The organism is Cupriavidus respiraculi, assembly GCF_914271545.1.
GTDB classification, from domain to species: domain Bacteria; phylum Pseudomonadota; class Gammaproteobacteria; order Burkholderiales; family Burkholderiaceae; genus Cupriavidus; species Cupriavidus respiraculi.
The window spans coordinates 192,991-219,102 of sequence record NZ_CAJZAH010000001.1 but is presented as its reverse complement, the minus strand read 5'-3'; the positions used below and the strand labels follow the sequence as shown (position 1 = coordinate 219,102).

Here is a 26,112-nt window from a genome sequence, read left to right as displayed (position 1 = left end):
TGGCATACAGCCCGGCGGGGTGGACAGGCGCATGGCCGCGCCGCCGGACGAAGCTGCGCGTTGTGCGATAAGCTTTGCGGCTGTCGCAGTCTGTCGCTGCCTGTCGCTGTCTCCCGCCGTTTCTCTTCCTCCGTCGCGCCGCCGGCGCGGCTTTCCCGAATCAGGAGCCGTTTCGCCATGCCAGACTTTTCCATGCCCTATCGCCGCCTCGGCGCCAGCAACCTGAAGGTGTCCGCGCTGTGCCTGGGCACCATGATGTTCGCGGACCAGACCGACGAAGCCGAGGCCCGGCGCATCGTGGGCTGCGCGCGCGACCGCGGCGTCAATTTCATCGACACGGCGGACGTCTACACCAAGGGCGGCTCCGAACAGATGGTCGGCAAGATCATCGGGGCGAACCGGCACGACTGGATCCTGGCCACCAAGCTCGGCAACAAGATGGGCGACGGCCCCAACCGCTCGCACTATTCGCGCACCTGGATCATGCGGGCCGTGGAGGACAACCTGCGCCGGCTCGGCACCGACTTCGTGGACGTGCTCTATCTCCATCGCGATTTCCTCGACGCCAACCTCGAGGAGCCGGTGCGGGCGATGGGGGATCTCATCCGTGCCGGCAAGGTCCGCTACTTCGGCCTGTCCAATTTCCGGGGCTGGCGCATCGCCGAAGTGTCGCGGCTGTGCGACCAGCTCGGCGTACCACGCCCGGCGCTGTGCCAGCCCTATTACAACCTGCTCAATCGCATGCCCGAGGTGGAGATCCTGCCCGCATGCCAGCACTATGGTCTCGGCGTGGTGCCCTACAGCCCGATCGCGCGCGGCGTGCTGACCGGCAAGTACCTGCCCGGCCAGCGTCCCCCCGAAGACTCGCGCGCGGGCCGTGCCGATCGCCGCATCATGGAGACCGAGTTCCGCGAGGAATCGCTGGTCATCGCCCAGCAGCTGCAGCAGCATGCCGAGGGACGCGGCCTGAAGCTCGGGCAGTTCGCCACCGCGTGGGTGCTGGCCAATCCCATCGTCAGTTCGGTGATCGCCGGGCCGCGGACGCTGGCCCAGTTCGAGGATTATTTCGGCGCGATCAACATTGCGCTGTCTCCCGACGAGGAAGCGATGGTGGACGGGCTCGTGCCGCCCGGCCATGCGTCGACGCACGGCTACACCGACCCGCAGTACCCGTTCGCCGGCCGCCCTGTCAAGGTGGCGGACTGAGCAAACGCAGGCCCCGGAATGCGGCCTTTCGCACAGAACATTGTCGTGCGAAATGTCTGCAATTTTTTTAGGCACGCCGATGGGATGACGCGTCGGCCTTGGCCCTGCCGGACCTTGCCCGGGGTTATCCACACGAACTGTGGATAAGCGGCCATGGTGTGAATAACCTGGGGACAGGCCGGCTCCGGACACGGATCGGCGGGCAACGTGCGGCAAGCAGCCGGGTATCTTGCGCTAACTGCCGCGCGGCAGTCGTCTCCTCATCGGCCCGGGAAAGTCTCCTGGCTATTCCGGCTCCGGCCCTGCCCCTGGCACGCCGGTCTCGGCCAGCAACCTGCCGCTGCCCGCCAGTTCGCGCAGGTCCACCAGCACGAAGCCCCCGGCATCCTTCTTCGCCTCGCGCTTGGCCGCCGCCGCGGCCGCACCGATGTGGCTGCTGCCCAAGCGGCGGATGCCGCCGAGCCCGCCCGGCCACTCGGGCGGGACGCGCACCGCGCCGATCGCCATGGTCACCGTCGGGAAGAAGGCCACGTGCCCGCGGCGGTCCTCGCCGTAGATGCCGCCGGCCTCGCGGTCCGCGCTGGTATAGAGCTCGCGCGCGGCCAGCCGGAAGCGGGCGATCGCCGCCCTCGCCCTGCGCATCCAGTCCTCGCTCTGGTACAGCACCAGGAAGTCGTCGCCGCCCACATGGCCGAGGAAGTCGCGCGCCGGATCGCACGCGTCGGCGAGAATGGCCGCCGCTCCCTTGAGCATCTCGTCGCCCTTCCAGTAGCCGTACTGGTCGTTGTAGGGCTTGAAATGGTTCAGGTCGACATAGCAGGCGTGAAAGGCCACGCCTGCCTCGATCAGGCGGTCGATATGCTGGTTCAGCGGGATATTGCCCGGCAGGAACGTCAGCGGATTCGCGTAGCGCGCCGCCTCCATGCGGATCTCCGTCACGGCGCGGATCAGGTCGGCGCCGGTGCCCAGCCCGAGATAGCAGCCGCCCTCCGTGATGACGAAGCCGTCCGCCAGGTAGCGCTGGTTTTCGCTGGCGAGGATCTTCGCCATCGATTCGAGACTTGCGCTCTTGTCGAAGCACACCGGCTCGGGATTGGCCATCAGGATGCACGGCTTCCTGCCGTACAGCTCGCGATGGAAAGGCGCGGCATAGCGGTCGATGAAGTTCTGCCGGTTGATGATGCCCACGGGCCGGCGCTCGGCGTCGACGACCGCCACGGCATGCAGGTCGGCGTGCGCGTGGAACAGCGCCAGCACCGCGTTGTTGATGTCGCCGGGCGCGACCGTCGGCGCCGGCCTCAGCAGCTTGCCCGCGTTGGTGGCGGACCAGCCCGAGCGCACGGTATGGGGAAACACCGCGATCTGGCTCGATGCCAGCGCCCGCCGCGCCGGCTCGGGCGCCACCTCGGCCGGGCGGGGCAGCGGGCGGCCGAGATAGTAGCCCTGGCCGAACGGCACGCCGAGGTCGCGGAGCACGGCGAGCTCCTCCGCGTCCTCGATGCCTTCGGCGATCACGCGCGCGCCCAGCGTGCCGGCCAGCGTCACCAGCGTGCGCATGACCTCGAGCCGGCGCGAACATCCGGCCACGCCGCGCACCAGCGACTTGTCCAGCTTGATGAAATGCGGCGTCAGCTGGACCAGCAGGTCCAGGTTGGCATGCCCCGTGCCGAAGTCGTCCAGCGCATAGCGCAGCCCCAGCTCTCTCAGCACGGCCATGGCGGCGGCGAACACGGCGGCGTCCCCGATCGGCGTCTGCTCGGTCAGCTCGATGACTACGCGTCCCGGGGGCATGGCGTCGCCCAGTACCACGGCCAGGGCCTCGCCCTTGCCAGCCAGCAGTTGCAGCAGCGAGCGGGGACTGAAGTTGACGAACAGCGTGCCAGGCAGGCCCTGGGCCGCGAACGAGGCAATGGCGATGCCCGCCGCCTCGACTTCCAGCGCCAGCGTGTCGGCCTCGCTCTGGGCGAGGCGGAACAGCGCCTCCGGACTGGCGTGGTCGGACCCTTCGGGGCCGCGCACCAGCGCCTCGTAGCCGAGCAGCTCGCCGGTGGCGAACTGCACGATGGGCTGAAACACCGTGCGCAGGCCATGCCAGGCCCTGGACGAATCCGCGCGGGCGGCGGTGGAGACAGGTAGGTACATCAGGGGAGACGGGTGCAAGCCCGATGAGAAAGGGTAGAGCCGGCATGCAAACGGGCACGCCGGCACGCAAGGGATTGTCCGTATTGCATGTCAATGACATGACAGCAGCGTGACACCCCACGTCAGTGGGATGAAACGCTACCGTCACACAGAGTGGACAACATCCGGGCAACCGCGCCGCCCGCGGCTGCGTTCCTGCCCGCGCCCGGCGCGCCGTATCCCTAGGAGTCATCGATGTTGCTTTCCCTCAGGACCGTTCTCTCGCGCCGCCTTGCCCCGGCGGCGCCCGCGTCGTTCGCCAATCTGCCGCTGCTGGTCCGGCTCGGCGCTGCCCTGGTACTGGTCTACGTGCTGGGCGCCGCCGTGGCCGTGACGGGTCTGGTCCATCTCGGTTCGCTGCGTGAACTGACCGATACGCTGTACGAGCGCCATATGCGTGGCGCGGTGGCCGCCGAGCGCGCCCATGCCGCCCTGGCACAGCTCGGACGCGGGCAACTGGCGCTGACGATGGCGACCAGCGGCGCCGAGCGCGATACCGCCTCGGCGGCGATCGCCCGGGCGATGAAGGACCTGGACACGTCGCTGGCCGCCGTGCAGGCCGCCAGTCCCGCCCAGGCTCCCGCGCTCGCCAAGGAGCACACCGCCACCGCGCAATTGGTGGATGGCTACGTGGGTCTGTTGCGCAAGCAGCCGCTGGACGCCCTGCAGTTCGACAGCGCGGTCTCGGTCGAGGCCCACTTCGTCGCGGAGCAACTGGGCAAGCTCGGCGCGCTGATCGAGCAGGCGCGCACCCAGCTGGAGCAGCAGGCCGCCACGACGGTGGACGAAGTCAACGCCAGCCAGTCCCGCGCGCGCGCCGTGATGGTGGCGATGCTGCTGGCCAGTCTCGTCGCGGCCGGCGCGCTGGCCTGGTGGGCGGCGCGCAGCCTGCTGGGCGAGCTCGGCGGCGAGCCCCGCGCGGCGGCGCTCGCGGCCAACCGCATCGCCAGCGGCGACCTGACCGCGACGATTGCGCTGCGCCCGCGCGATGCGGGCAGCCTGATGTACTTCCTGGCCGGCATGCGGCAGGAACTGGCCGGGGTCCTGGCCCGCATCCACGCGTCGGCCCAGGAGATCGCCGCCGCGTCCGACGGCATTGCCACCGGCAACGGCGACCTGTCCGCCCGTACGGCCGAGCAGCGCGAGGCCGTGGCGGAAGCGGCGGGCAGCATCGCACGGCTGGCCGCGCTGGTCGAGCAGGTCCACGCCCAGGCGGGCGAGTCCAGCGCCATGGCGCGCCGGGCGCACGACGCCAGTGGCCAGGGGATGGCCGTGGTCGGCGAGATGAGCCGCGTGATGGACACCGTGCACGGCCGCTCGCGCGATATCTCGGAGATCGTCGACGTCATCCAGGGCATCGCCTTCCAGACCAATATCCTCGCGCTGAACGCGGCGGTCGAGGCGGCCCGTGCCGGCGAGGCGGGACGCGGCTTCGCCGTGGTGGCGCAGGAAGTGCGGGCGCTGGCCACCCGCACCGCCAACTCGGCGCGGGAAATCGGCGCGCTGCTCGGCGACGCGAACAAGGAAATCCAGCTCGGCGTGACGCTGAGCAGCCAGGTAAGCGCGGCGATGGCCGGCATCGAGCAAGCCGTCGCCAGCAGCCACACGCTGGCCGAGCAGCTGTCCGCGCTGGCCGACGATCAGGCCCGGGGCGTGCGCGAGGTCAGCGAGTCGGTCACGCGGCTCGGGGCGACCAGCCAGGAGAACGAGGCGCTGGTGCTCGCGCTGACCGGCCAGTCGCACCGGCTCGATGAGCAGGCGGCCGGCTTGGCCGCCGACGTCGCTCGCTTCCGGTACTGAGCGCCAGCGGTTGCGCGCAGTTCTGCATAGTGGAACTATGATTCCGCATAGCGGTTGACGCCCGCGCCGATCGGTGCAAACATTCGCGCCCATATACCGGCGTCGACGCCGGACGACGCATCTGGAGACCGCGATGAGCAGCACCTCGGCCGCAACCGGCACCCCCCTTCCCACTTCCTCCGCCGCCCACCCCTTCCAGCGCCTGCACCAGACCATCGCGCCCTGGGTGCAAAGCAAGCCGGAAGTCGTGGCCCTGATGGACGCCGACCGCGCCATCCGCTACGGCGAACTCGACGGCGCCATCGCGCAGGCGGCCGCGGCGCTGACCCGGCTCGGCGTGCGCGGCGGCGACCGCGTGGTGCTGGTCACCGAGAACAGCGTGGGCTGCGCCATCCTGATCCTCGCACTCAGTTCGCTGGACGCCTGGGCCGTGCCGGTCAACGCGCGGCTTTCCGCGCGCGAGATCGACAACATCGTCGAACACGCGGGCGCCCGCGTGACCCTGTACCTGGACAACGCCTATCCGGAGGCCCGCGAGCATGGCCTCGCGCGCGGCGCGCAATGGGCCGAGTGGCCGCATGTGGGCCGCCTGCTGATCGGCGCGCTGAATGCATCGGCCGCCGCCGAGCCGGTCGAGCCGGCCGCGCGCGACCAGGTCGCCGCCGTGATCTACACCACCGGCACCACGGGCGCGTCCAAGGGCGTGATGCTGACGCACGGCAACCTCATGTTCATCGGCCAGTCGAACCGGATGCAGGCGCGGGTCCAGCCCGGCGACCGCGTCTATGGCGTGCTGCCGATCTCCCATGTGTACGGCCTGTCGGTGCTGCTGGTGGGACCGCTGTCGAACGGCGCCACCGTCTACTACGAACCGCGCTTCCGGCCCGAGCGGCTGGCGCGGGCGCTGGTCGAGGAACAGCTCACCGTGCTGCACGGCGTGCCGGCCATGTACACCAAGCTGATCGAATGGGGCCGCGCCCAGGCCACGCCGCTGCGGGCGCCGGCGCTGCGGATGGCGCAGTCGGGCGGCGCGCCGCTGACCGCTTCGCTCAAGGCCGCCTTCGAGCAGACCTTCGGCGTTACGCTGCACAACGGCTATGGCATGACCGAGACCTCGCCGACCGTCTCGCAGACGCGCGTCGAGTCGCCCCGCAGCGACTGCTCGGTCGGGCCGGCCGTGCCCGGCGTGGAAGTGCGCCTTGGCAGTCCGCTGCCGGACGGCAGCGGCGAGTTGCTGGTGCGCGGGCCCAACGTGATGAAGGGCTACTACAAGCGCCCGGACCTGACCGCGCAGGCCATCGACGCCGACGGCTGGCTGCACACCGGCGACCTGGCGAAGATCGATCCGGACGGCGCCATCTCCATCGTCGGGCGCTCCAAGGAAATCATCATCCATTCGGGGTTCAACGTGTATCCCGAGGAAGTCGAGCAATCGATCAACGCGTATCCCGCGGTGCTGCAGTCCGCCGTCGTCGGCCGCGCGGTCGAGGGCAACGAGGAAGTGATCGCCTTCGTCGAGACGCGCGAGGGCATGGCTTTCGATCCGGCCGAACTCAAGAGCTTCCTGCGCGACAAGCTGTCGCCGTACAAGATTCCTGCCGAGATCCGGGTCGTGCAGCACCTGCCCGCGGCGCCGTCGGGCAAGATCCTCAAGGCGAAGCTGCGCGAGATGCTGGCCGCCGGCACGGTCTGAGGCCAGGCCGACCGATGGACGCCCTCAGCAAGGCCCCCGCGAACGCCGACGACGACGCGCCGCGCCACAAGGAAGACCGCCACTTCGTGACCGCGCTGGCGCGCGGCCTCGACGTGCTCGCCTGCTTCCGCTCGTTCGAGGCGCTGATCGGCAACGCCGAACTGGCGCAGCGCTGCGGGCTGCCGAAGTCCACGGTCTCGCGGCTCACGCATACGCTGACCGAACTGGGCTACCTGCGCCTCGATCCGCTCGCGGGCAAGTACCGGCTCGGCAGTTCGGCATTCGCGCTGGCGCCGGTGGCCCAGCCGGGCGCCGACGTGCTGGAAGTCGCGCGCCCGCACATGCGGGAACTGGCGGACCTGTCTCAAGGCGTTGCCTCGCTGATCGTGCGCGATCGCGGGCAGATGCTGATCTTCGAGAATTGCCAGTCCGAGTCGTATCTCACGCTGCGCGTCAGCGTGGGCACCCGCATCTCCGGGCTGACCACCGCGGCGGGCCGCGCCTATCTGCATGCGCTGGGCGGCGACGACCGCGCGCAGGCGCTGATGGCATTCCGCACGCATGAAGGGGTATCGGCCGACAGCGCCGACGCGATCCTGCGCAAGAGCGGCGAAGAGCTGGCCACGCTGGGCTGCACCACGTCCTTCGGCGAATGGCTGCCGCATATCAACTCGATCGCCGCCGCGTTCTTTCCCGGACCCACGCTGCCTCCCATGACATTGAGCTGCAGCGGCCCCAACGCGGTCGTGCCGCCGCAGCATCTGCTCGACACGGTGCGGCCGCGGATGATCGCCGCGGTGGAACGCATCGGCAAGGCGCTGGGCGCATCGCGCGGACGCTGACGCGCCGCCACGGCGCACGGTTGCACGCGCCCACGTTTCAAATCGGAACATCGGTTCCATATCTGCAAGCGACCGCACTACCCCCGCTCCAGACTCGCGACTCCTTCAACAACCACGGAGTCCGACCATGCCCAGGCACGTGTATGCCGATGTCAAAACGCTGATGAAGTCGATCGGCTCTCACGAGCTCGACAGCGCCGGTGGGCCTGCCGGCAAGCATGCAAGCCCCGAGGCCGCCTATGTCGTGAACGATTGCCCTGTCGCCTTCGTCGTCAAGCGGTTGGGAAAGGACGACGAGAAGATCTATCTGAAACGGTTGGACTGGAAAACACTCGGCATCGGCCAGCGCTTTCGCGCCATCCTGCTGAGCCTGATCGGCCTGAGCATGCGCAAGCGAACCACCCTGTCCGCGGCCGACAGGCAGGCATACCGGTTCGCGCTCAACCGCCTGCAGCAGCATTCCCTCATGTACATCACCGGGCAAGAGCGGGCGCTCGCCCGGTTGCAGGCCGCTCCCATCGATGGATCGGCTGGGCCCTTACAGCCAGTGGCCGACGGCGCGGGCAAAGCGGTCCCTTGCCCGCGCCAGATCGCGAAGCTGCATGACAAGATCGTCGAGGAGTTCTCGCACCGCCTGCGCGGCATCCTGCCCGCGCTGCGCGAGCAGTTCATCCACCAGCCGAGCGCCGTGGCGCAGGAAGCCGCGCGCAAGACGCTGCGGCCGATCAGGGACTTGCTGCGGGTGCGGCTGCAGGCTTGCCAACGCGCAGGCATGGGGCCCGGCGAGTGCAATGCCATCGTGCGGGAGCTGGGCATGGAGCAGTGCATCGACCGCTGGACGCGCGTGTCGACGGAACACGCCCACCCCGCCACGCGCACGAACGCGATGTCGCTGGCGCAGGTGGACTATTGCCTCGGCGAGATGCCCACACTGCAGCGGCATATTGATATGACCGCCGACGCCGTGCTCGGCGACCTGCACGGCAACGGCCGGCTCCTGCTCCATTCCCTGGTATCGCTGGGCTTTGCCACCGTCAACGATGCCGACGCCTGGAATGCCGTGTGCGCGCAGCTGGCGAGCCTGGATACCGATGCGCCGGACAACGACTGGAAGCGGTTCGCGGTCAATCTGGCCAAGGCCATCGAACCCGCGGACAACGCCAGGGAAAGACGGCTCACGCTGATCGGCGATATCCTCGCCGACCGTTGCGGCAACGACATGTTCATGGCCACCATCCTCGCGAGCATGGACGCATGGGGCATGGATTACGAATGCATCCTCGGAAACCATGAGTGCGAGTTTCTCAGCTATTTCCAGGCCAAGCGAAACCAATGGGAACTGTCGCCTCCCGTGACCGCCCATCCCATGGCCGGCATGGATATCGGCATGGACGAACTGCAGGCTGCCAGCCTGTACCGGCTCAACGCGTTGCTCGCCAAGTCCCCGCAAGACTGCAAGACCTTCCAGGACATGATCGAGCGAGGTTTCCTCAAACACCTGAAGGTGGTCTCGTTCAGCCGTGACGGCGAGATCTTGTACTCGCACGGAGTCGCCAACGGATCGCTGCTATCGGGCCTGTTCACGCAGGCGGGAGTCAGCCGCAATCGTTTCTACACGGAGCAGGTCCGCGAACTGAACGCGTGGTTTCTCAGCTCCGCGCTATTCACCTGGCATACGTTCAGCCGCGTGTACCACACCGGGCAATGGCCGGGCCAACCGGCTCCCGTGTCACCGCTGCGCGCAATCGCCTGGAATATCGGCATGGACCTGGAATCGTATGGCGACACGCCCCAGCACCCGTCGAACGCCGGTCTCAGCCTGCCCGACCCCCGCACGAGATACGCCGTTCACGGCCATTGCGAGGATGCGGCCAGGCGCGTGACCGGCGTGATCCGGCGAACGGAGCAGCTCGAGCGGACCCTGGCGCGCTTCGCTCCGCTGACGGATACGCGCAAACATTTCCTGACCGGGGTGCGCGACTACCTGCCTGCCCTGAACGAAGCCCTCGCCGCGGTCGATGCCGAAACGTCCGGTCATGTGATCGACGTGCTGGCGCCATTTGTCGCAAGACGGCTGGCGGAACTGCGCGCCCAGCCAGCCACGCAAGAACTGATCCGCGCGCTGCGGGAGAACACGCCACCGCGACAACGCGCCCAGGCGCTGGCCGGCTTCTGGAACGAGCATGGCGGGGCGGGCAAGGCGCCCAGGATGGATTTCGATCGATGGGGCACGGCGCTCCAGGCGACGATGATCGAGCGCTTGCTGGGATGGTACGGTTGCGCTGCCGAAGGCCCCTCGCTGGACAAATGGTCCACCGACGTCTCGGCCGAGCTCGAGACGAAGCGGCAGCGCGCGACGTCGGTGCGGTCGGCGTTTACCAGGGCAATCCGGCAGAACCTGCCGCAAGGCGGCGACATCCGGCGCGAGTCGGGACCGTTGACACAGGAGGAACAGGACGCCTACGTCCAGACGCTGTATCGGCGCTCCTTGTCCATCGACGGCTACGGCGGCGCGTCGCCGAAGCACGACAAGTTCAGCCGCCTCGTCCACCTCGTGCCGCGGCGCACCTATGATCCGCGCCACGCCAGCGTCTGATAGCGGCCCCCCGCTCGCCGCCGCGATGGCAAGCTCACCCGGCAACCCGCATCGCCGGCGTGATCTGCTTGGGATCGGTACACAGCTCCAGCACCGCGGGCCGGCCCGCCGCCTGAGCGCGGGCGAAGGCAGCCGGGAACGCTTCCGCGTCGGTCACCCGCTCGGCCCACGCGCCGCACGACTGCGCCAGGGCGACGAAGTCCGGATTGCGGATGTCCGTGCCGCTGATCCGGCCGGGATAGCGCTTCTCCTGGTGCATCCGGATCGTGCCGTACATGCCGTTGTTGACCAGCACGACGATGATGTTCGCGCCCACGGCCGCCGCGGTCGCGAGTTCCTGCGGATACATCAGGAAGCAGCCGTCGCCCGCGAAGCAGACCACGTTGCGCTCCGGATGGCGCAGCTTGGCCGCGATTGCCGCGGGCAGGCCGTAGCCCATGGCGCCGCAGGTGGGCGCCAGTTCGGTACGCGGCTGGCGATAGGCGTAATAGCGATGCAGCCACACGGTGTAGTTGCCGGCGCCGTTCGACAGGATGGCGTCGTCCGGCAGCACGGCGTTCAGGTGCGAGACGGCTGCGGTCATGTCGACGCCCGTCAGTTCCGCATGCGGCGCGGCCGGCTTCACGAACGCTTCGTGGTCCGCGCGCGCTTCGCGAGTCCATGCCCGCCACGGGACATCGGCGGGCGCCTGCAGTGCCGCCAGCATGGCGGCAGCCGGCGCGGTGGCGGCCTGGATGGCGAGGTCGGGCTGGTAGACCCGGCCCAGTTCCGCGGCATCGGCGTGCACATGCACCAGCCGCTGCCGGGGGCGCGGCGCCTCCAGCAGGGTGTAGCCATCCGTGGCGATATCGCCGAGCCGGGTGCCGACCGCGACGATCAGGTCCGCGCCGCGCACCCGTTCCGCCAGCCTGGGACTGACGCCCAGGCTCAGGTGGCCGATATAGTGGGGGTCGCGGTTGTCGAGCACATCCTGACGGCGGAAGGCGCAGGCCACCGGCAGGTCCCAGGCCCGCACGAAGCTGGCGAAATTGCCGGCATCGGCCTGCGTCCAGTTCGCGCCGCCGGCGATCACCAGCGGACGCTCGGCCCTGGCCAGCATGTCCGCCAGCGTGCGGGCATCGGCCGCCTGTGGCGCCGCGGCAACCGGGCGATACGCCGCCGTATCCGCGCAGATGGCCTCGTTGTCCAGCACATCCTCCGGTAGCGACAGCACGACCGGGCCCGGACGGCCGGAGGTGGCCACCTGATAGGCACGGGCCACGAACTCCGGAATCCGGGCGGGGTCGTCGATCTCCGCCACCCACTTGGCCATCGAGCCGAACATCGCCACGTAGTCCACCTCCTGGAACGCCTCGCGGCCCTTGTGTCCGCGTGCGATCTGCCCGATGAACAGGATCATCGGCGTGGAGTCCTGCGCGGCGATATGCACGCCGATGCTGGCGTGCGTGGCGCCCGGCCCGCGCGTGACGAAGCAGATGCCGGGACGGCCGGTCAGCTTGCCGTCGGCTTCCGCCATATTGGCCGCGGCGCCCTCGTGCTTGCACACCACCAGGTCCACGGCGGGCTGATCGTGCAGCGCGTCGAGGACGTCCAGGAAGCTCTCTCCCGGCACGCAATACACGCGATCCGCGCCGTGCACGCGCAGGGCATCGACGAGGATGCGGCCGCCGGAGCGCGACGGCGGGGAGGATTGGGTGGCGGTGGACGGCTGCGTCATGGCAAACACTCTCTGAAAGAAGGCGGTTCGGAGCGACCAGCGGGCATGGCCGGGCGCCGGTCGCGTCCGACGGCCGCGGCATGGGCCGCGGGGCACGACCCAGATTGTTGCGGCGGCTGGGAGTGCGCGCCGGGCGGGCCGCGCATTTCTGCTATGCGTTCTGCGCAAACCTCGCGCGCCTGCGGGCGTGTAGATTGCTGCAAGGCCGCCGCACCGCCGCATCGCGGCGCAAGACCGGCGGCCTGACGACAATAAAGACAGGAGACAGTCACCATGCCGAATACCTCGCGGCCTACGCCGCCGCTGCCGTCATCTTCCCGCCCGCGCACGTCGCCGTGGCGCCGCGCGCTTGCCACGGTGTCCGTCGCCACGGCCCTGCCGTTGCTCGCGGTGCCCGCGGCGTCCGCGCAGGACACCTGGCCGTCCCGTCCGATCACCTATGTCGTTCCCTTCGCCGCGGGCGGCACCACGGACGTGCTGGGCCGCCTGATCGGTCAGAAGCTGTCTCCGCGCATCGGCCAGACCGTGGTGATCGAAAACCGCCCCGGCGCCGGCGGCAATATCGGCTCGGACTATGTCGCCAAGGCGCCCGCCGACGGCTATACGCTGCTCGGCGGCACCATCAGCTCGCATGCGATCAATGTGAGCCTGTATCCGAAGATGCCGTACGACCCGGTCAAGCAATTCCAGCCGGTCGCGCTGATCGGCACCCTGCCCAACGTACTGGTCGTCAACAGCGACAGCCCGTGGAAGACCGTGGCCGACGTGATCGCGGCGGCCAAGGCCAAGCCCGGCAGCGTCAGCTTCGGCTCCTCGGGCAACGGCACCTCCCAGCATCTGTCCGCCGAGCTGTTCGCCAACATGGCCGACCTCAAGCTGCTGCACGTGCCGTTCAAGGGCAGCAGCCAGGCCGTGCAGGCGCTGCTGGGCCAGCAGGTCAACATGGTGTTCGAGAACAGCCTGGCCGCCATGCCGCTGATCCAGTCCGGCAAGTTCCGCGCGCTGGCCACTACCGGCCCGCGCCGCGCCAAGGAACTGCCCGACGTGCCGACCATGTCCGAGGCCGGCCTGAAGGGCTACGAGATCGTCTCCTGGCAGGCCATCTTCGCCCCGGCCGGTACCCCGATGCCCGTCGTCAACCGGCTCGCCGACGAGATCGGCAAGATCATTCGCGAGCCGGACATGCAGGCCCGCCTTGCCGGCATGGGCGTCGAGCCTTCGGGCGCCGGTCCGGCGGAACTGGGCACGTTCCAGAAGTCCGAGGTGGCGAAGTGGGCGAATCTCGTGAAGGCGGCGGGCATCAAGCTCGAATAAGCGGCCCGGACGACGCTGTCGGCGGCCTTGCGCCCGGCGCATGGCTCGCCCCGGCTGGCCGTCCCTTCTGAATCTGGCGCCGATGTGCCGCCACAGGCTTATGATGGCGGTTCCGGCCATCGATGGCATCGATTCCGACGATTACGACGATTCCGACGATTCCACTGGATGCAATGGGCCTGGCGCTGTTGGCGACGCCGACGTTCCCAGACCCGATGCTTCCATTTCCAGACCAAGCGCGCCGGCCGGCCGCTCTCTTTCGGCGCCGGCCGCGCCCGCGGGACAAGACAAGATACCGATGAGCGAACACCGCATTCCCACCGCCGCCCTGCATCGCTGGGTGCAGGACCTCTGGCTGGCCGCAGGCTCCGACGAGCGCGAGGCCCGGCTGACCGCCGAGCATCTGGTGGGCGCCAACCTGACCGGCCACGATTCCCATGGCGTGGGCATGATCCCGAAGTACGTGCTGTCTTGGCTGGCCGACGAGCTGCAGCTGAACCGCCATGTCAGCGTGGCGCAGGAATCCGGCAGCCTGCTGAGCCTGGAGGGCAATCGCGGCATGGGCCAGGCCGTGACCGAAGAAGCGATGGCCATGGCCATCGAACGCGCGCGCGAGCACGGCGTCTGCGTGATGGGCCTGCGCACCGCCCACCATCTCGGCCGGGTCGGGCATTGGGCCGAACAGGCCTGCGCCGCCGGCATGATCTCCATCCACTTCGTCAACGTACTGTCCAAGCCCATCGTGGCTCCGCACGGCGGCTATCAGGCCCGCTACGGCACCAACCCGTTCACCATCGGCCTGCCGGTGCCCGACGCGCCGCCGATCGTGCTGGACTTCGCCACGAGCGCGATCGCGATGGGCAAGGTGCGCGTGGCCCACAACAAGGGCGTGCCGACGCCGCCGGGCTGCCTGCTCGACGAGGCCGGATTGCCGACGCAGGACCCCGCCGTGATGTTTCCGCCGGGCGGTGGCGCGCCGGTCGGCGCGCTGCGCAACTTCGGCGAGCACAAGGGCTATGTGCTGGCCGTGATGTGCGAACTGCTGGGCGCCGCCGTGACGGGCGGCCATACCATCCGGCCCGAGACGCTGACCCATCAGCACGCGGTCTGGAACAATATGCTGGCCATCGTCTTCGACCCCGCCCGTCTGGGAGCGAGCACGTCGTTCGGCCATGAGGTCGAGGCCTTCGTCGACTGGATCCGTTCGTCGCAGCTGCAGCCGGGCTGCGACGGCATCCGCGTGCCCGGCGACCCCGAGCGCGAATCGCGGCGCAGGCGCGCCGAATGGATTCCGGTCGACAGCGGCACGCTGGCCCAGCTCGACGATGCCGCCCAACGCGTGCAGGCACGCCGCGGCACCTCGCCGGGCCCGCTGTCGCGGCTGGCCGAACCCTCCTGAAAGCGCACCGCGCCCTCACCCATTGCCCTGCCAGAGCTTGCGCCCATGCCCCATCTAGTCATCGAAATCACCGAAAACGTTCGCCTGACCCGCTCGCACGACGAATTGCTGGATGAGGCGAATGCCGCGTTGCTGGCGTCCGGCCAGTTCCAGGAGCCCGCCATCAAGTCGCGCTGCGTCACGCTGAATGCGTATCGCGTGGGCGTGGAGCCCGGCGAGCGCGCCTTCGTGCATGCCACGCTGTCCATTCTCGACGGACGCGACCTGGCCGTGCGCAAGGCACTGGGCGATGCGGTGTGCGAGGTCATCGCGGAAGCCGTGCGGCCCGGCGCCGACGGCGGCACGGTCGATGTCACGGTCGACGTGGTGGAGATGGAGCGCGCCAGCTTTGCCAAGAAAGTCGTGGCCGCCCGGTAGGGACACGGCCCATCACCCGCGTCGCGGCGCGAAAGGAACGAAGATCATGACGACTGCTTCCACTCCCCCCACCCCCTCGAGCCCTTCCAGCGCCTCCGCCCCGGGGGCCGCGGCCGCCTCGACGATCGCGCCGGTCGCGGCCACCCCGGCCTTCCCGTCGCCGCTGCCGAACCGCTTCCGCGCCGATGTGCTTGCCCACAAGCGCGTGATCGGCTGCTGGTGCTCGCTGGGCAGTCCCATCACCACCGAGATCGTCGGCATGGCCGGCTTCGACTGGCTGCTGCTCGACGGCGAGCATGCGCCGAACGACGTGCTCAGCTTCGTGCCGCAGTTGATGGCGCTCAAGGACAGCGCCAGCGCACCGGTGGTGCGGCCGCCGTGGAACGATCCGGTATTGATGAAGCGCCTGCTCGATATCGGCTTCTACAACTTCCTGATTCCGTACGTCGAATCGGCCGAACAGGCGCACCAGGCGGTGCTGTCCACCCGCTACCCGCCCCAGGGAACGCGCGGGGTGTCGATGGCACAGCGCAGCAACCGCTATGGCACGGTGCCGGACTACTTCAGGCAGATCAACGACAACATCTGCGTGCTGGTGCAGATCGAAAGCCGTCCGGGCGTGGACGCCGCCGAGGCCATCTGCGCGGTCGATGGCGTGGACGGCGTCTTCATCGGCCCGTCCGACCTCGCCGCCGCCTACGGCCACCTGGGCAACCCCAACCACCCCGATGTGCAGGCGCAGATCCAGCGCATCTTCGAGGCGGCCCGCAAGGCCGGCAAGGCGGTGGGCACGCTGACGCCGGTCGAGGCGGACGCGCGCCGATACCTCGACATGGGCGCCACCTTCGTCGCCGTGGGGCTCGACCACAACCTGCTGCGCGGCGCAAGCCAGGCGCTGCGCGAGCGCTTCGCCGCGTAGGCCGGCCATGGCGGCCCCGCATCGCCTTACCACCACCGCATGCATCGGCGCGCGCCCCGGCGGCGCGCGCATGGAGAACAGACCATGAGCAAGATCGGCTTTATCGGACTGGGCGTGATGGGCACGCCGATGGCCCTGCATCTGGCCAAGGGCGGCCATACCCTCTTCGTCCATTCGCGCAGCGGCCCGCCGCGGGAGGTACTGGACGCCGGCGCCACCGCGTGCGCCAACGGCACCGAGGTGGCGCGGCAGGCCGACGTCGTGTTCCTGATGCTGCCGGACACGCCGGACGTGGAGCGCGTGCTGTTCGGCGACAACGGCGTGGCCGCGGGCCTGTCCGCCGGCAAGACCGTCGTCGACATGAGCTCGATCTCGCCGATCGAGACGCGCGCCTTCGCCGAACGCATCGCCGCGCTCGGCTGCGACTATGTCGATGCCCCCGTGTCGGGCGGCGAGGTCGGCGCCAAGGCCGCCACGCTGTCGATCATGGCCGGCGGCACGCAACAGGCGTTCGACCGCGTGTTGCCGCTGTTCCAGCTGATGGGCAAGAACATCACGCTGGTAGGCAACGTCGGCGACGGCCAGGTCGCCAAGGTGGCCAACCAGGTCATCGTGGCGCTGACCATCGAGGCGGTGGGCGAGGCCCTGGTGCTTGCGGCCAAGGCGGGCGCCGACCCGGCTCGCGTGCGGCAGGCGCTGATGGGCGGCTTCGCGGGCTCGCGTATCCTGGAAGTCCATGGCGAACGGATGATCAAGCGCACGTTCGACCCGGGCTTCCGGATCGAACTGCATCAGAAGGACCTGAACCTCGCGCTGAGCACGGCGCGCCAGCTGGGCGTGAGCCTGCCCAACACGGCGTCCTGCCAGCAGCTGTTCAATGCGTGCGGCGCGCTCGGCGGCGCGCGCTGGGACCATTCCGGCCTGGTACGCGCGCTGGAGCATATGTCGTCGTTCGCCATCGGCGATACGCCCGCGCAGCCGGCCACGTCCCCGGCATCCGCCGCGCCGGCCGCAGCGGGAAAAGCATAGTCGCATGACGCAGGGCAGTCACCCGCTGAGCTCCGAAGACCTCGCCTGCTTCGTCTGCGTGGCGAACACCGGCAGCATCTCCCGTGCCGCGCTCGAACTGGGCGCGGACCAATCCACGGTCAGCCGCCAGATCGCGCGGCTCGAGGCCGCGCTCGATACGCGGCTGTTCCATCGCAGCGGGCGCGGCGTGGTGCTGACCGAGGCCGGCGCCACGCTGGTCGGCTATGCGCGCCAGGTGGCCGCCACGCTGGCGGAGGCCCGCGAGGCCATCCGTGCCTCGACGGCGCAGGGTCCGGCCCAGCTCGTCATCGCCGCCCAGCCCACCATCGCCAATACCGCGTTCGCCGGCATCGGCACGGCGCTCAAGCAACGCTTCCCCGCGACGCGCGTGCGCTTCGTGGAAGGCCTGGCGAGCCCCCTGCTGGCGTGGCTCGCGGCCGGCGAGATCGACGTCGCGCTGCTGTACCTGCCGGAGCAGCATGGCGCGCTGAAGGTGGACGTACTGCTGGAGGAAGACCTCACGCTGGTGGCGCCGGCGTCGTGGAGCCATCTCGGCCCGACGTTTCCGGCGCGGCGCCTGGGGGAAGTGCCGCTGATTCTCCCCAGCACCGGGCATGGGCTGCGCGTGCTGGCGGAGGGCCTCGCCACCCGGGCGGGCACCTCGCTGCAGATGGCGCTCGAGTGCGATGCCTCCAACACGGTATCGATGCGGCTCGTCGAGGACGGCTGCGGCGCCACGCTGCTGCCGTTCGCCGCTGTCGCGGATCGCGTGGCGCAGGGCCGGCTGCATTGCGCGCGGCTGGTCGAACCGGTGGTCACGCGGCAGGTGGCGCTGGCCACCGCGCGCAACCGCACCCCCGTGCCGGAGTTGTGGGACATCATGCAGACCGTGCGGCAGTCGGTGCGCAACATCGTCATGTCCGGGGCCTGGCCCGGTGCCCGGCTGATCTGACGCGCGCGCCGCGAGAGGATCGGGCAAGCCTCGCAGACGAATGGGTATTCACCGCCGGGGCGCCGGCCTCGACAATGCCCTCACCGGACACCACCTTGTCGAGGACACCGCCATGCCGAACCGCCGCCGCTTCACCCTTCCCGCCCCCCTCGCCCACCTTGCCCGCCTGCGTCCCGCCGACCCGGCCCTCGTGCTCGCCGCCGTCTACGTGGCGGTGACCCTCGGCGCCGCGCATGCGCAGGGCTCGGCCAGCACCGCCAGCATGCCTGGCACGCCGCGCGATCGCGGCAACGCGACCATGGACAAGCTCTCCGGCGGTGCCGGACAACCGGTGCTCAACGCCCTGCGCAAGGACTTCCCGCCGCTGGCGGACGCCATCGTCGACTATTCGTTGGGCGATATCTGGGCCCGGCCCGGACTGGACGACCGCACCCGCCAGCTTGCCGCCGTCGCCGCCTTCGCGGCGCAGGGCAATCTCGGCGTGCTGAAGATCCATGCCGGCTATGCGCTGCGCCTAGGCGTGACGCCGGACGAGCTGAAGGAGATCGTCTACCTGACCACCGTCACCGCCGGCTTTCCCCGCGCGATCGACGCGGCCAACGCGGTGCGCGAGGTGCTGGAAGGCACCGGCCAGCGCGCCGCGCCGGCCGCCCCCCGCTGAGCCTCCCATCTCCCCGCTGCCCATGCCCGCCCTGCTCGCCCGCACGCTGCGTCTCGCCGCCCGCCGCTATCGCGTGCCGGCCATCGTCGACGCCTCGCTGGGGTTGCCGCAGGCGAATCCGGCCACCGCGATCGCGGTCGTCATCGAGCAGGCACGCATGACGATGGCGCAGGGCGGGTCGCCGCCGGCCGCACTGAAGGACCTCTTCCTGGAAGCCCTCGCCCGCATGATCGGCGACGCCATGCGCGCGGAGTCGGGAGACCCGGCCTTCCGGGCCATGGTGCTGCGGCACCGGACCTCCCACGTCCGCGAATACGCGTCGCTGTCCGCGCATGCCGCGCAGGACCGGCGCCAGGTGCTGGCCGCGGTCAATGCCATGGCGCATCCGAACAGACGGCAGCGCAGCGAGCCGGGCCCGCCAAGCGAAGACATGGCGCGGCTGCACGCCGCCGCCACGTCCCTGTCGTGGGACACGCTGCACGATACCGCGCGGCGTCTGCTCGCCATGCCCGACATGGCGGCGGACATGGCGGCGCGGCACGGTCTCGCGCGCCTGCTGGACAGCGACGCACTGGCGGATCTGCGGCGCCTCGATGCGCTGGCATCGGACCCGCTCGTGCGCCAATACCAGGCGTTGTGGGATCGGCACGGCCCGCGCCCGGGAAGCGCCACGGCCACCGCGAAGGGTGTCGCCTCGCAGCGGCGCGGCGCAGCCGCGGAAGCGTCGGCGGCCGAGGCGGTCCGCGTGCTGGCGCGGCGTCTGAACGAAGTGGAAGGCACGGCGGCGTCCTACCGCGTCGTGACCTCGATGCGCGTGCCCGCATCGCTGCCGGCCAGCCACGACCGCGCCAAGACGGAATGGGATGTGGTGCTGTTGCGGCAGGCCGGGATGACCGAGGGAACGCCCCTGTGGGACGCCTGCCTGCTGGTGGAGGTCAAGGCCTCGGTGGACGCGGCCACCAGCGACCTGCCGCGCCTGCTGCGCGGCCTGCACCTGCTGGGGCATGCCGAGGCCGATTCCGACTATCCGTTCGACACCGCGCAGGGAACGGTGCGCCTGCGCGGTGCGTCGCTGCGCGCGCTGACGACGGAAGACGCGAACCTCGCGGACACGGTGCTCTATTGCTGCGAGGCGGAGGCCGAAGCGGCGCCGCGCCTGCTCGGCGCGGCCAGCCGGATGCAGCTGCTGTCCGCGCCCGAAAGCCTGGCTTTCGCCAGCGCCCTGGCGGACGGACAGCCGGCACAGCCCGCCAGCTTCGAACCCGTGTGGCAGCAGCTATTGCAATCGCCGCGCTGGGCCGCCGTGCTGAACCAATACCCGATGCTGCGGCAGGTGCGGGAGCTGATGGTGCATCCCGACGACCTGCTCGCCGCGATGGCCCGCGCCGGCTGAAGGCGCCGCGCGGCCACCGCTACTCGCTACCGCTTGGCGGAGGCGCATCCGGCCCCGACCGCGTTGCCGGCGCAGTCCGCATCGCCACCACCGCCACCACCGCCATCACCGCCATCGAGCACACCCAGCATCACGCCGGTCTGCCACTCGTAATAGGGATTGAACGTCAGCCGCGCATGCACCTTGCCCGCCTCGCGGTATCCCCAATCGGAGTACCACACCGGCTCGCCCGCCTCGCAGCGCTGATGGGCGGCCGGCTCTTGCCCGTTATGGCATAGCCGGAGTGTGCCATCGCGCCCGTACAGCGCATTGCCTGGGGAAAACAGCACGCTCATGTGCGAAAACTGGCTGATGCGCTCGTCGGGCAGGAAGTCCGGGCGCGACAGCACGCGGGCGTCGCGTCGGCCCTGCGGGAACGCGGGGGTGGCACCGTACCAGATCATGCGGCTCGCGGGGTGCGTGAAGCGCGCGCCGAACGTATCGAGCACGAAAGCGGCGTCCACCACGGAATCATGCTCAGCCATCACCACCAGCGCGGGCTTGTCGAAAGGCTTTTGCGCCAGGGCTTCCCGTGCCGCGACATTGCTGCGGTAGTACTGGGCAAAGCCGTTGGTGGGCGTGTTCAGATAGCGCACCGGCGTCTGCTGCGGACGCTCCGATCCCGTCGGCAGCAGCCACGGTTTGACCAGGCTGAGCCACGGAGCCAGCCATTCGTAGCGATTGCCCGAACGGAACGCTGGCGAATACAGCAGCAGACCGGCCACCGCATCGTCCCCCTGCGCATAGGCCGTCACGAGGTTGGCTCCGGTGGAAAAGCCCCCGAGGTAGACCTGCGGCACCTCCCCGCGCAGCGCCGCGACCTGTTCGCGCACCACGCGCTGCCAGTCCTCCAGGCTGACCTCGAGCAGATCCGACGGCGTGGTCCCGTGCCCGGGCAGCAGCACGGTGCGCACCAGATAGCCGCGCTCGGCAAGGCGCGGCGCCACGTCGACGAAGGACCACGGCGAATCGCCCAGGCCGTGCACCAGCAGCATGCCCTTGCGGGGTGTGCCCGCAGGGCGCCACTCGCGCGGTAGATTCCATTCCGTCTCCGCGCGGCGGTCCGGCCCGACAGGAGTGCGCCGGCGCTCCAGCGCGTCGCGCGCCTCGGCCTGGTGCCTGGCGAAGCTGGGCGGCGCCGATGTCGCGGAAGGGTCTGCCGGCGTGCTGGTGCAGGCGCCGATCCAGGGCAACAGCACGCTCAGTGCCAGCCCCGCAATACTGACTGTACGTATCGAAGTCTTCATCGAAGCAAATGGGTGCGGCTGCCCCGGTCGGGTCGCTGATCCGAGTCGGCGCCGCCTTGTGGGGTCGAGCAATTGTGCCGGATCAGGCGGGAGCCGCGTGTCCCGCCAAGGGCCGCTCATGGGTCTCCGGCTCGGCCGCGGGCGCCACCGGCAGCGTCATGCCCACGGCAATGGTTCCCTGCTCGAAGCGCGCAAAGACCCCGCCCCCATGCATGACGGCGATTGCCTTGACGATCGCCAGCCCCAGGCCGTGGTTCTGCCGGCTGTCGGTACGCGCGCCGTCGACGCGGTAGAAGCGGTCGAACAGGCGTCGCATCTGCTCCGCGGACAATGGCTCGGCTTCGTTGCGCACCGCCACGGTGACGGTCTTGCCGTCCGCCTCGATGGCGACCGATACCGGCCGGCCCCGCCGCCCGTGCTGCAAGGCATTGCTCAGCAGGTTGCACACCGCGCGCTGGAACAGCGAGCTGTTGACGCGCGCGCTCGCGTCGCCGCGGATCTGCAGCGCCGCGCCGGCATCCTCGAACAGCATGTCGAGGAAATCGGCGCTGCGCCGCACCTCGGCGGCGATCGAGACGGTCGCCAGATCGCGCGCCAGCACACCGCGGTCCGACTGCGCGAGGAACAGCATGTCGACCACGATGCGGCTGAGCCGTTCGAGGTCTTCGAGGTTGGATTGCAGGATGTCCTCCAGCTCTGGCGCGCTGCGCCGGCGCGACAGGGCCACCTGGGTCTGGCCGATCACGTTGCTCAGCGGCGTGCGCAGTTCGTGCGCGACATCGGCGTTGAACGAGGAAAGCTGCACGTAGGCGCGTTCGAGCTTGTCCAGCGCGCCATTGAAGGCGATCACCATGCCGGAGAGCTCGGCCGGCAGGTCCGCATCCGGCAAGCGTTCCAGATGCCGGGGATCGAGCTCGCCGGCATGCCGGGACAGGCGTTCGATGGGCGCCAGGCCCGCCTTGGCGATGCGCCAGCCCAACGCCGCCACCGCCGCCACGCCAAGCAGCGACGAACCGACCAGCGCGACGCCGAGCGCGCGCGCGGTCTCGTAGAACGGTGCCTGGTCGACCGCCACGGCCATCGTCACCGCCGGCCGCTCCTCATAGGCGGGAAGCTTGCGCCTGAGCATCAGGAAACGGCGCTCGTCGAACTCCACGGCCCATACATCGGCCCCGCGCTGCGCTGCATCCGCACCCGCAGGAAACGGCTTGCCGTAGCGAAAGCGCCTATCCGGACCCTCCACCAGATAACGCAGGCTGTCGTCGGCCGGCGTGAGGCTGTTGAGCACGCCGGCGAAGCGGTCCCATTGCTCCGGCGTGCCGAGCTTGGCCACCTTGGGGCCCACCAGTTCGAAGCGCGCGCGGATCTCCTCGAGCTGGCGCTTTTCCAGCTCGACGCACTGCACCCAGTACAGCACCGACCCCGTCACCGCGAACACCAGCGCCGCCGCCAGGCCGAACATCACGGCCAGGCGCGTGGCGATGGCATGCCCGGGCAGGCGCGCGGTCAAGGCCGGTCTCCGTCGCGGCACTCCAGCACATACCCCATGCCGCGGATCGTGTGCAGCAGCTTCGGTTCGCCGGGCCAGTCCAGCTTGGCGCGCAGGCGCTTGATGGCGACCTCGACCACGTTGGTATTGCAGTCGAAGCAGATGTCCCACACCAGCTCGGTAATCGCCGTCTTGGACACGATCTGGGACTGGCGCCGCGCCAGCACATGCAGCAGCGTGAATTCGCGGGCGCTCAGATCGAGCCGGCGCGCTCCGCGCGTGGCCCTGCGCGACAGCAGGTCGATGCGCAGATCGCCCACCGACAGCTGCGACGGCTCGCTCTGGCGGCCGCGGCGGGTCAGCACGTTCAGGCGCGCGAGCAGTTCGAGAAAGGAGAACGGCTTGGCAAGGTAGTCGTCGGCGCCGGCGTCGAAAGCGTTGAGACGGTCGTCCAGGTCGTCGCGCGCCGTCAGCATGATGACCGGCGTCTGGTGCTCGCGCCGCAGCGACTTGAGCATCGACACGCCATCCAGGTCCGGCAGCATGACGTCCAGCACGATGGCGTCGTAGGGCTCCGTGCTGGCCAGGTGCAGGCCGTCGAGGCCGTTGGTGGCGGCGTCCACCACGTAGCCGTTCTCGGACAGGCCCCGTTTCAGGTAGTCGACGGTCTTGATCTCGTCTTCGATCAGCAAGAGCTTCATGGCTGCGCAAGGTCCCCAGTTTGCCGTTTTCGGAATATAGGCCAAACGTCCAGCGCTTACCTGACAGCCTTGTCAGTCTCGCGACAGCCATGTGACCTTGCCCGCTCGCTATGCTGGCGCGGCGCGCGCATGACGCGAGCATGCCACCGAAGGAGCCGCGGATTGATTAGCCACGATGCACAGCCTGTTAAGCCGCTCCGCCATTGTTCCAGGGCCGGCGGCTGCATAGCATCCGGGCAGCGGCAAGGCATGCGGCCACAGCCCCTTGCCGCGCCCGTACCGATCCATGCATCCCTTCCACGGACATAGCGATGAACACCACGCTTCCCCGCGATCGCGCCGCCAAGGCGTCCGCCTCCGCGCAGCCGGCGCGCGCGCTCCGGCGCCTCGAACCCATGGCATACGCGATGCTGCGGGCGGCATTCGGCCTCGTGATGATGACGCACGGCCTGCCCAAGGTCCTGGGCATCGGCCACGGTTCCATGGCCGATCCACTTCGCGGCGCGACCCGGCTGATCGCCGAGGTCCTGCATCTGCCGTTCGCGCCGCAGGTGGCTTATGCGGTCGGCCTGTTCGAGACGCTCGGCGGCCTGCTGCTCGCGGCCGGCCTGCTCACGCGTCCGCTGGCGGCGCTGATGGCCGTGCAGATGCTGGTGATCTGCTACATCCATCGCGCGCACTTCGCGTGGATCGACCGCGGCATGGAATACCCGCTGGTGCTGCTGTTCGTCGCCACCTTGATCGCGGTGCGCGGGGGCGACCAGCTTTCCCTGGATCGCCTGCTGCGTCCCCGCTCGCGCGCCAGCATCCCGACTGCGGAACAGACCGCGCCATGACCAGCCCATCCGACAAGCAGGAGTACGCGATGCCCGCCCTTTCCCGCCGCGCCTTCCTCAAATCCGGCATCGCCGTGACCGCCGCGACCACGCTGAGCGAGGCCGGGGCGCAGGACGCACGCTCGGCGGCATCGCGCGCCGAGCCCGCCGCTACAGCCGCCACGGCCGTCGACGTGCCCGTGGCGCTTCGGGTCAACGGACAACCCTGCACGCTGACCCTCGACACACGCACCACGGTGCTGGATGCGCTGCGGGAACACCTGGGCCTGACCGGCGCCAAGAAGGGCTGCAACCACGGCCAGTGCGGCGCATGCACCGTGCTGATCGACGGGCAGCGGGTGGTCTCGTGCCTGTCGCTGGCGGTGCAGGCACAGGGCAAGGAGATCACCACCATCGAGGGCATTGCCTCGGATCCCGAACGCCTGCATCCGCTGCAGCGCGCATTCATCGAGCGCGACGCGCTGCAATGCGGGTATTGCACGCCGGGACAGATTCTCTCGGGCATTGCGTGCATCCGCGAGGGCCACGCCGGCTCCGATGACGAGGTGCGCGAATACATGAGCGGCAATCTGTGCCGCTGCGGGGCCTATCAGGGCATCGTTGCGGCGATCCGCGACGTGGCGGGGCGGGAGGCATAGCGCCATGCAGGGCTTCGTCTACAACAGGGCCGGCTCCGCCGAAGAGGCCGTGCGGGACATGGGAGCGGATGCGGGCCACGCGCACTACCTGGCCGGCGGCACGACGCTGGTTGACTTGATGCGCCTCGGCGTCGCCGCGCCGCGCCGCCTGATCGACGTGTCCGGCATTGCCGGGCTCGACGCGATTACCCTATCGCCGGCCGGCGACCTGCATCTCGGCGCGCTGTGCCGCATGAGCACGGCCGCCGATCATGCCGCGCTGCGCGAGCGCTTTCCCGCACTGTCCGAATCGCTGTGGAAGGCGGCCTCGGCCCAGTTGCGCAATATGGCGACGCTGGGCGGCAACCTGATGCAGCGCACGCGGTGCGCATACTTTCGCGGCACCGAATATTCCTGCAACAAGCGCAGCCCCGGCAGCGGCTGCGCCGCGCTGGACGGGCTCCATCGCGGCCATGCCGTGCTCGGCACCAGCGATGCCTGCATCGCCGTCTATCCCGGCGACTTCGGCGTGGCGCTCGCCGCCTTCGATGCCGAGGTACAGGTGATCGGGCCGCAGGGCCGGCGCACCATCGCGCTGCTGGACCTGCACCGCCTGCCGGGCGCGACGCCGCACCTGGAGACCACGCTGCGGCCGACGGAACTGATCGTCGGCATCCGCGTGCCGGCCAGCGCGGCCGCGCGCGCCTCGACCTACGTCAAGGTGCGCGACCGCGAGTCCTACGCCTTCGCGCTGGCCTCGGCGGCCGTCGGGCTGAGCCTGGATGGCGACCGCGTGCGCACCGCCCGCATCGCCGTCGGCGGCGTGGCCACCCGCCCATGGCGGGCCCACGCGGCCGAGCGCTGGCTGCAGGGACGCGCATTGAACCCGACCACGGCGCGCGAGGCCGCGGCGACGATCTTCGAGGCCGCCACGCCGCGCGAGCACAACGCCTACAAGGTGCGGCTGGGCATCGATACCGTGGTCGAAGCGCTGATGACCGCCAGGGATCGCGCCCAAGGCGCGCAACGTGTCCAACGCGCAACGGACTGACGAATGACGATGG

21 protein-coding genes are annotated in these 26,112 nt (G+C 69.7%); 16 read left to right on the top strand and 5 right to left on the bottom strand.

What is annotated here, in order from left to right; all coding sequences use genetic code 11:
- Window positions 1-177: 177 nt before the first annotated feature.
- Complete coding sequence (locus LDO27_RS00875) at window positions 178-1,206, top strand: aldo/keto reductase (RefSeq protein ID WP_224039071.1); 1,029 nt, start codon at window positions 178-180, stop codon at window positions 1,204-1,206.
- 285 nt (window positions 1,207-1,491) lie between these two features.
- On the opposite strand, the gene LDO27_RS00870 is transcribed toward LDO27_RS00875, so the two are convergent.
- Complete coding sequence (locus LDO27_RS00870; protein WP_224039070.1) at window positions 1,492-3,348, bottom strand: EAL domain-containing protein; 1,857 nt, start codon at window positions 3,346-3,348, stop codon at window positions 1,492-1,494.
- 234 nt (window positions 3,349-3,582) lie between these two features.
- Between LDO27_RS00870 and LDO27_RS00865 the strand changes: the two genes are divergently transcribed.
- The 4 genes from LDO27_RS00865 to LDO27_RS00850 all read left to right on the top strand — a co-directional run bounded on the left by LDO27_RS00865 (window position 3,583) and on the right by LDO27_RS00850 (window position 10,318).
- A complete protein-coding gene (locus LDO27_RS00865) occupies window positions 3,583-5,187 on the top strand; it encodes a methyl-accepting chemotaxis protein (protein WP_224039069.1) in 1,605 nt (534 codons plus the stop codon).
- A 133-nt stretch (window positions 5,188-5,320) separates the two neighbouring features.
- Window positions 5,321-6,880: a class I adenylate-forming enzyme family protein gene (locus LDO27_RS00860; RefSeq protein WP_224039068.1), complete on the top strand. Its 1,560-nt coding sequence runs from the start codon at window positions 5,321-5,323 to the stop codon at window positions 6,878-6,880.
- A gap of 14 nt (window positions 6,881-6,894) precedes the next feature.
- Window positions 6,895-7,722, top strand: coding sequence for an IclR family transcriptional regulator (locus tag LDO27_RS00855; protein WP_224039067.1), 828 nt, complete (start codon window positions 6,895-6,897; stop codon window positions 7,720-7,722).
- Window positions 7,723-7,849: 127 nt separating this feature from the next.
- Entirely contained in the window at window positions 7,850-10,318 is a 2,469-nt protein-coding gene (locus LDO27_RS00850) for a hypothetical protein (RefSeq protein WP_224039066.1), read from the top strand.
- 34 nt (window positions 10,319-10,352) lie between these two features.
- Here the strand turns inward: LDO27_RS00850 and LDO27_RS00845 are convergent, their stop codons facing one another.
- Window positions 10,353-12,035, bottom strand: coding sequence for a thiamine pyrophosphate-binding protein (locus LDO27_RS00845; RefSeq protein ID WP_224039065.1), 1,683 nt, complete (start codon window positions 12,033-12,035; stop codon window positions 10,353-10,355).
- 273 nt (window positions 12,036-12,308) lie between these two features.
- On the opposite strand from LDO27_RS00845, the gene LDO27_RS00840 reads away from it, so the two are divergent.
- The 8 genes from LDO27_RS00840 (at window position 12,309) to LDO27_RS00805 (ending at window position 20,119) form a co-directional block, all read left to right on the top strand.
- Window positions 12,309-13,349 (top strand): Bug family tripartite tricarboxylate transporter substrate binding protein, encoded by a 1,041-nt coding sequence (locus LDO27_RS00840; protein ID WP_222205401.1) that lies wholly within the window; start codon window positions 12,309-12,311, stop codon window positions 13,347-13,349.
- Window positions 13,350-13,647: 298 nt separating this feature from the next.
- Window positions 13,648-14,748 (top strand): malate/lactate/ureidoglycolate dehydrogenase, encoded by a 1,101-nt coding sequence (locus LDO27_RS00835; protein ID WP_224039064.1) that lies wholly within the window; start codon window positions 13,648-13,650, stop codon window positions 14,746-14,748.
- Between the two features lie 45 nt (window positions 14,749-14,793).
- The gene (locus LDO27_RS00830; RefSeq protein WP_222205396.1) at window positions 14,794-15,165 is read left to right on the top strand and encodes a 5-carboxymethyl-2-hydroxymuconate Delta-isomerase; all 372 of its coding nucleotides are present in this window, start codon (window positions 14,794-14,796) and stop codon (window positions 15,163-15,165) included.
- Window positions 15,166-15,211: 46 nt separating this feature from the next.
- Window positions 15,212-16,084, top strand: coding sequence for a 2-dehydro-3-deoxyglucarate aldolase (garL, locus tag LDO27_RS00825; protein WP_224039063.1), 873 nt, complete (start codon window positions 15,212-15,214; stop codon window positions 16,082-16,084).
- Window positions 16,085-16,168: 84 nt separating this feature from the next.
- Complete coding sequence (locus LDO27_RS00820) at window positions 16,169-17,113, top strand: 2-hydroxy-3-oxopropionate reductase (RefSeq protein WP_253074066.1); 945 nt, start codon at window positions 16,169-16,171, stop codon at window positions 17,111-17,113.
- A 4-nt stretch (window positions 17,114-17,117) separates the two neighbouring features.
- Window positions 17,118-18,065, top strand: a complete 948-nt coding sequence (locus LDO27_RS00815; RefSeq protein ID WP_222205387.1) for a LysR family transcriptional regulator — start codon at window positions 17,118-17,120, stop codon at window positions 18,063-18,065.
- A 112-nt stretch (window positions 18,066-18,177) separates the two neighbouring features.
- Window positions 18,178-18,726 carry a carboxymuconolactone decarboxylase family protein gene (locus LDO27_RS00810; RefSeq protein ID WP_224039059.1) on the top strand — a complete coding sequence of 183 codons (549 nt, stop codon included), beginning with the start codon at window positions 18,178-18,180 and terminating at the stop codon, window positions 18,724-18,726.
- Window positions 18,727-18,748: 22 nt separating this feature from the next.
- Window positions 18,749-20,119 carry a 3-deoxy-D-arabino-heptulosonate 7-phosphate synthase gene (locus LDO27_RS00805; RefSeq protein WP_224039057.1) on the top strand — a complete coding sequence of 457 codons (1,371 nt, stop codon included), beginning with the start codon at window positions 18,749-18,751 and terminating at the stop codon, window positions 20,117-20,119.
- Window positions 20,120-20,145: 26 nt separating this feature from the next.
- Here LDO27_RS00805 and LDO27_RS00800 read toward each other — a convergent pair whose 3' ends face one another.
- The 3 genes from LDO27_RS00800 to LDO27_RS00790 all read right to left on the bottom strand — a co-directional run bounded on the left by LDO27_RS00800 (window position 20,146) and on the right by LDO27_RS00790 (window position 23,595).
- On the bottom strand, window positions 20,146-21,405 hold the full coding sequence (locus LDO27_RS00800; protein WP_224039055.1) for an alpha/beta hydrolase: 1,260 nt from the start codon (window positions 21,403-21,405) through the stop codon (window positions 20,146-20,148).
- 82 nt (window positions 21,406-21,487) lie between these two features.
- The gene (locus LDO27_RS00795) at window positions 21,488-22,915 is read right to left on the bottom strand and encodes a heavy metal sensor histidine kinase (protein ID WP_224039054.1); all 1,428 of its coding nucleotides are present in this window, start codon (window positions 22,913-22,915) and stop codon (window positions 21,488-21,490) included.
- On the bottom strand, window positions 22,912-23,595 hold the full coding sequence (locus LDO27_RS00790) for a heavy metal response regulator transcription factor (protein ID WP_222205378.1): 684 nt from the start codon (window positions 23,593-23,595) through the stop codon (window positions 22,912-22,914). Before LDO27_RS00790 ends, LDO27_RS00795 begins: the two co-directional genes overlap by 4 nt.
- Before the next feature lie 311 nt (window positions 23,596-23,906).
- On the opposite strand from LDO27_RS00790, the gene LDO27_RS00785 reads away from it, so the two are divergent.
- Genes LDO27_RS00785 through LDO27_RS00775 form a run of 3 tightly spaced genes read left to right on the top strand, consistent with a single transcriptional unit; the run spans window position 23,907 to window position 26,099 of the window.
- Window positions 23,907-24,431: a DoxX family protein gene (locus LDO27_RS00785; RefSeq protein ID WP_224039052.1), complete on the top strand. Its 525-nt coding sequence runs from the start codon at window positions 23,907-23,909 to the stop codon at window positions 24,429-24,431.
- Window positions 24,428-25,069: a (2Fe-2S)-binding protein gene (locus LDO27_RS00780; protein WP_224039050.1), complete on the top strand. Its 642-nt coding sequence runs from the start codon at window positions 24,428-24,430 to the stop codon at window positions 25,067-25,069. Before LDO27_RS00785 ends, LDO27_RS00780 begins: the two co-directional genes overlap by 4 nt.
- A gap of 4 nt (window positions 25,070-25,073) precedes the next feature.
- Window positions 25,074-26,099 (top strand): FAD binding domain-containing protein, encoded by a 1,026-nt coding sequence (locus tag LDO27_RS00775; RefSeq protein WP_224039048.1) that lies wholly within the window; start codon window positions 25,074-25,076, stop codon window positions 26,097-26,099.
- The last annotated feature ends 13 nt before the right edge of the window (window positions 26,100-26,112 follow it).

Excerpts from the sequence above, each read along its gene's own strand:
- LDO27_RS00815 (WP_222205387.1), top strand. The coding sequence starts at position 17,118 with ATGACGCAGGGCAGTCACCCGCTGAGCTCCGAAGACCTCGCCTGCTTC.
- LDO27_RS00805 (WP_224039057.1), top strand. The coding sequence starts at position 18,749 with ATGCCCGCCCTGCTCGCCCGCACGCTGCGTCTCGCCGCCCGCCGCTAT.
- LDO27_RS00875 (WP_224039071.1), top strand. The coding sequence starts at position 178 with ATGCCAGACTTTTCCATGCCCTATCGCCGCCTCGGCGCCAGCAACCTG.
- LDO27_RS00860 (WP_224039068.1), top strand. The coding sequence starts at position 5,321 with ATGAGCAGCACCTCGGCCGCAACCGGCACCCCCCTTCCCACTTCCTCC.
- LDO27_RS00845 (WP_224039065.1), bottom strand. The coding sequence starts at position 12,035 with ATGACGCAGCCGTCCACCGCCACCCAATCCTCCCCGCCGTCGCGCTCC.
- LDO27_RS00865 (WP_224039069.1), top strand. The coding sequence starts at position 3,583 with ATGTTGCTTTCCCTCAGGACCGTTCTCTCGCGCCGCCTTGCCCCGGCG.
- LDO27_RS00840 (WP_222205401.1), top strand. The coding sequence starts at position 12,309 with ATGCCGAATACCTCGCGGCCTACGCCGCCGCTGCCGTCATCTTCCCGC.
- LDO27_RS00830 (WP_222205396.1), top strand. The coding sequence starts at position 14,794 with ATGCCCCATCTAGTCATCGAAATCACCGAAAACGTTCGCCTGACCCGC.
- garL (WP_224039063.1), top strand. The coding sequence starts at position 15,212 with ATGACGACTGCTTCCACTCCCCCCACCCCCTCGAGCCCTTCCAGCGCC.
- LDO27_RS00780 (WP_224039050.1), top strand. The coding sequence starts at position 24,428 with ATGACCAGCCCATCCGACAAGCAGGAGTACGCGATGCCCGCCCTTTCC.
- LDO27_RS00870 (WP_224039070.1), bottom strand. The coding sequence starts at position 3,348 with ATGTACCTACCTGTCTCCACCGCCGCCCGCGCGGATTCGTCCAGGGCC.
- LDO27_RS00785 (WP_224039052.1), top strand. The coding sequence starts at position 23,907 with ATGAACACCACGCTTCCCCGCGATCGCGCCGCCAAGGCGTCCGCCTCC.
- LDO27_RS00810 (WP_224039059.1), top strand. The coding sequence starts at position 18,178 with ATGCCGAACCGCCGCCGCTTCACCCTTCCCGCCCCCCTCGCCCACCTT.
- LDO27_RS00790 (WP_222205378.1), bottom strand. The coding sequence starts at position 23,595 with ATGAAGCTCTTGCTGATCGAAGACGAGATCAAGACCGTCGACTACCTG.
- LDO27_RS00820 (WP_253074066.1), top strand. The coding sequence starts at position 16,169 with ATGAGCAAGATCGGCTTTATCGGACTGGGCGTGATGGGCACGCCGATG.
- LDO27_RS00850 (WP_224039066.1), top strand. The coding sequence starts at position 7,850 with ATGCCCAGGCACGTGTATGCCGATGTCAAAACGCTGATGAAGTCGATC.
- LDO27_RS00775 (WP_224039048.1), top strand. The coding sequence starts at position 25,074 with ATGCAGGGCTTCGTCTACAACAGGGCCGGCTCCGCCGAAGAGGCCGTG.
- LDO27_RS00800 (WP_224039055.1), bottom strand. The coding sequence starts at position 21,405 with ATGAAGACTTCGATACGTACAGTCAGTATTGCGGGGCTGGCACTGAGC.
- LDO27_RS00855 (WP_224039067.1), top strand. The coding sequence starts at position 6,895 with ATGGACGCCCTCAGCAAGGCCCCCGCGAACGCCGACGACGACGCGCCG.
- LDO27_RS00835 (WP_224039064.1), top strand. The coding sequence starts at position 13,648 with ATGAGCGAACACCGCATTCCCACCGCCGCCCTGCATCGCTGGGTGCAG.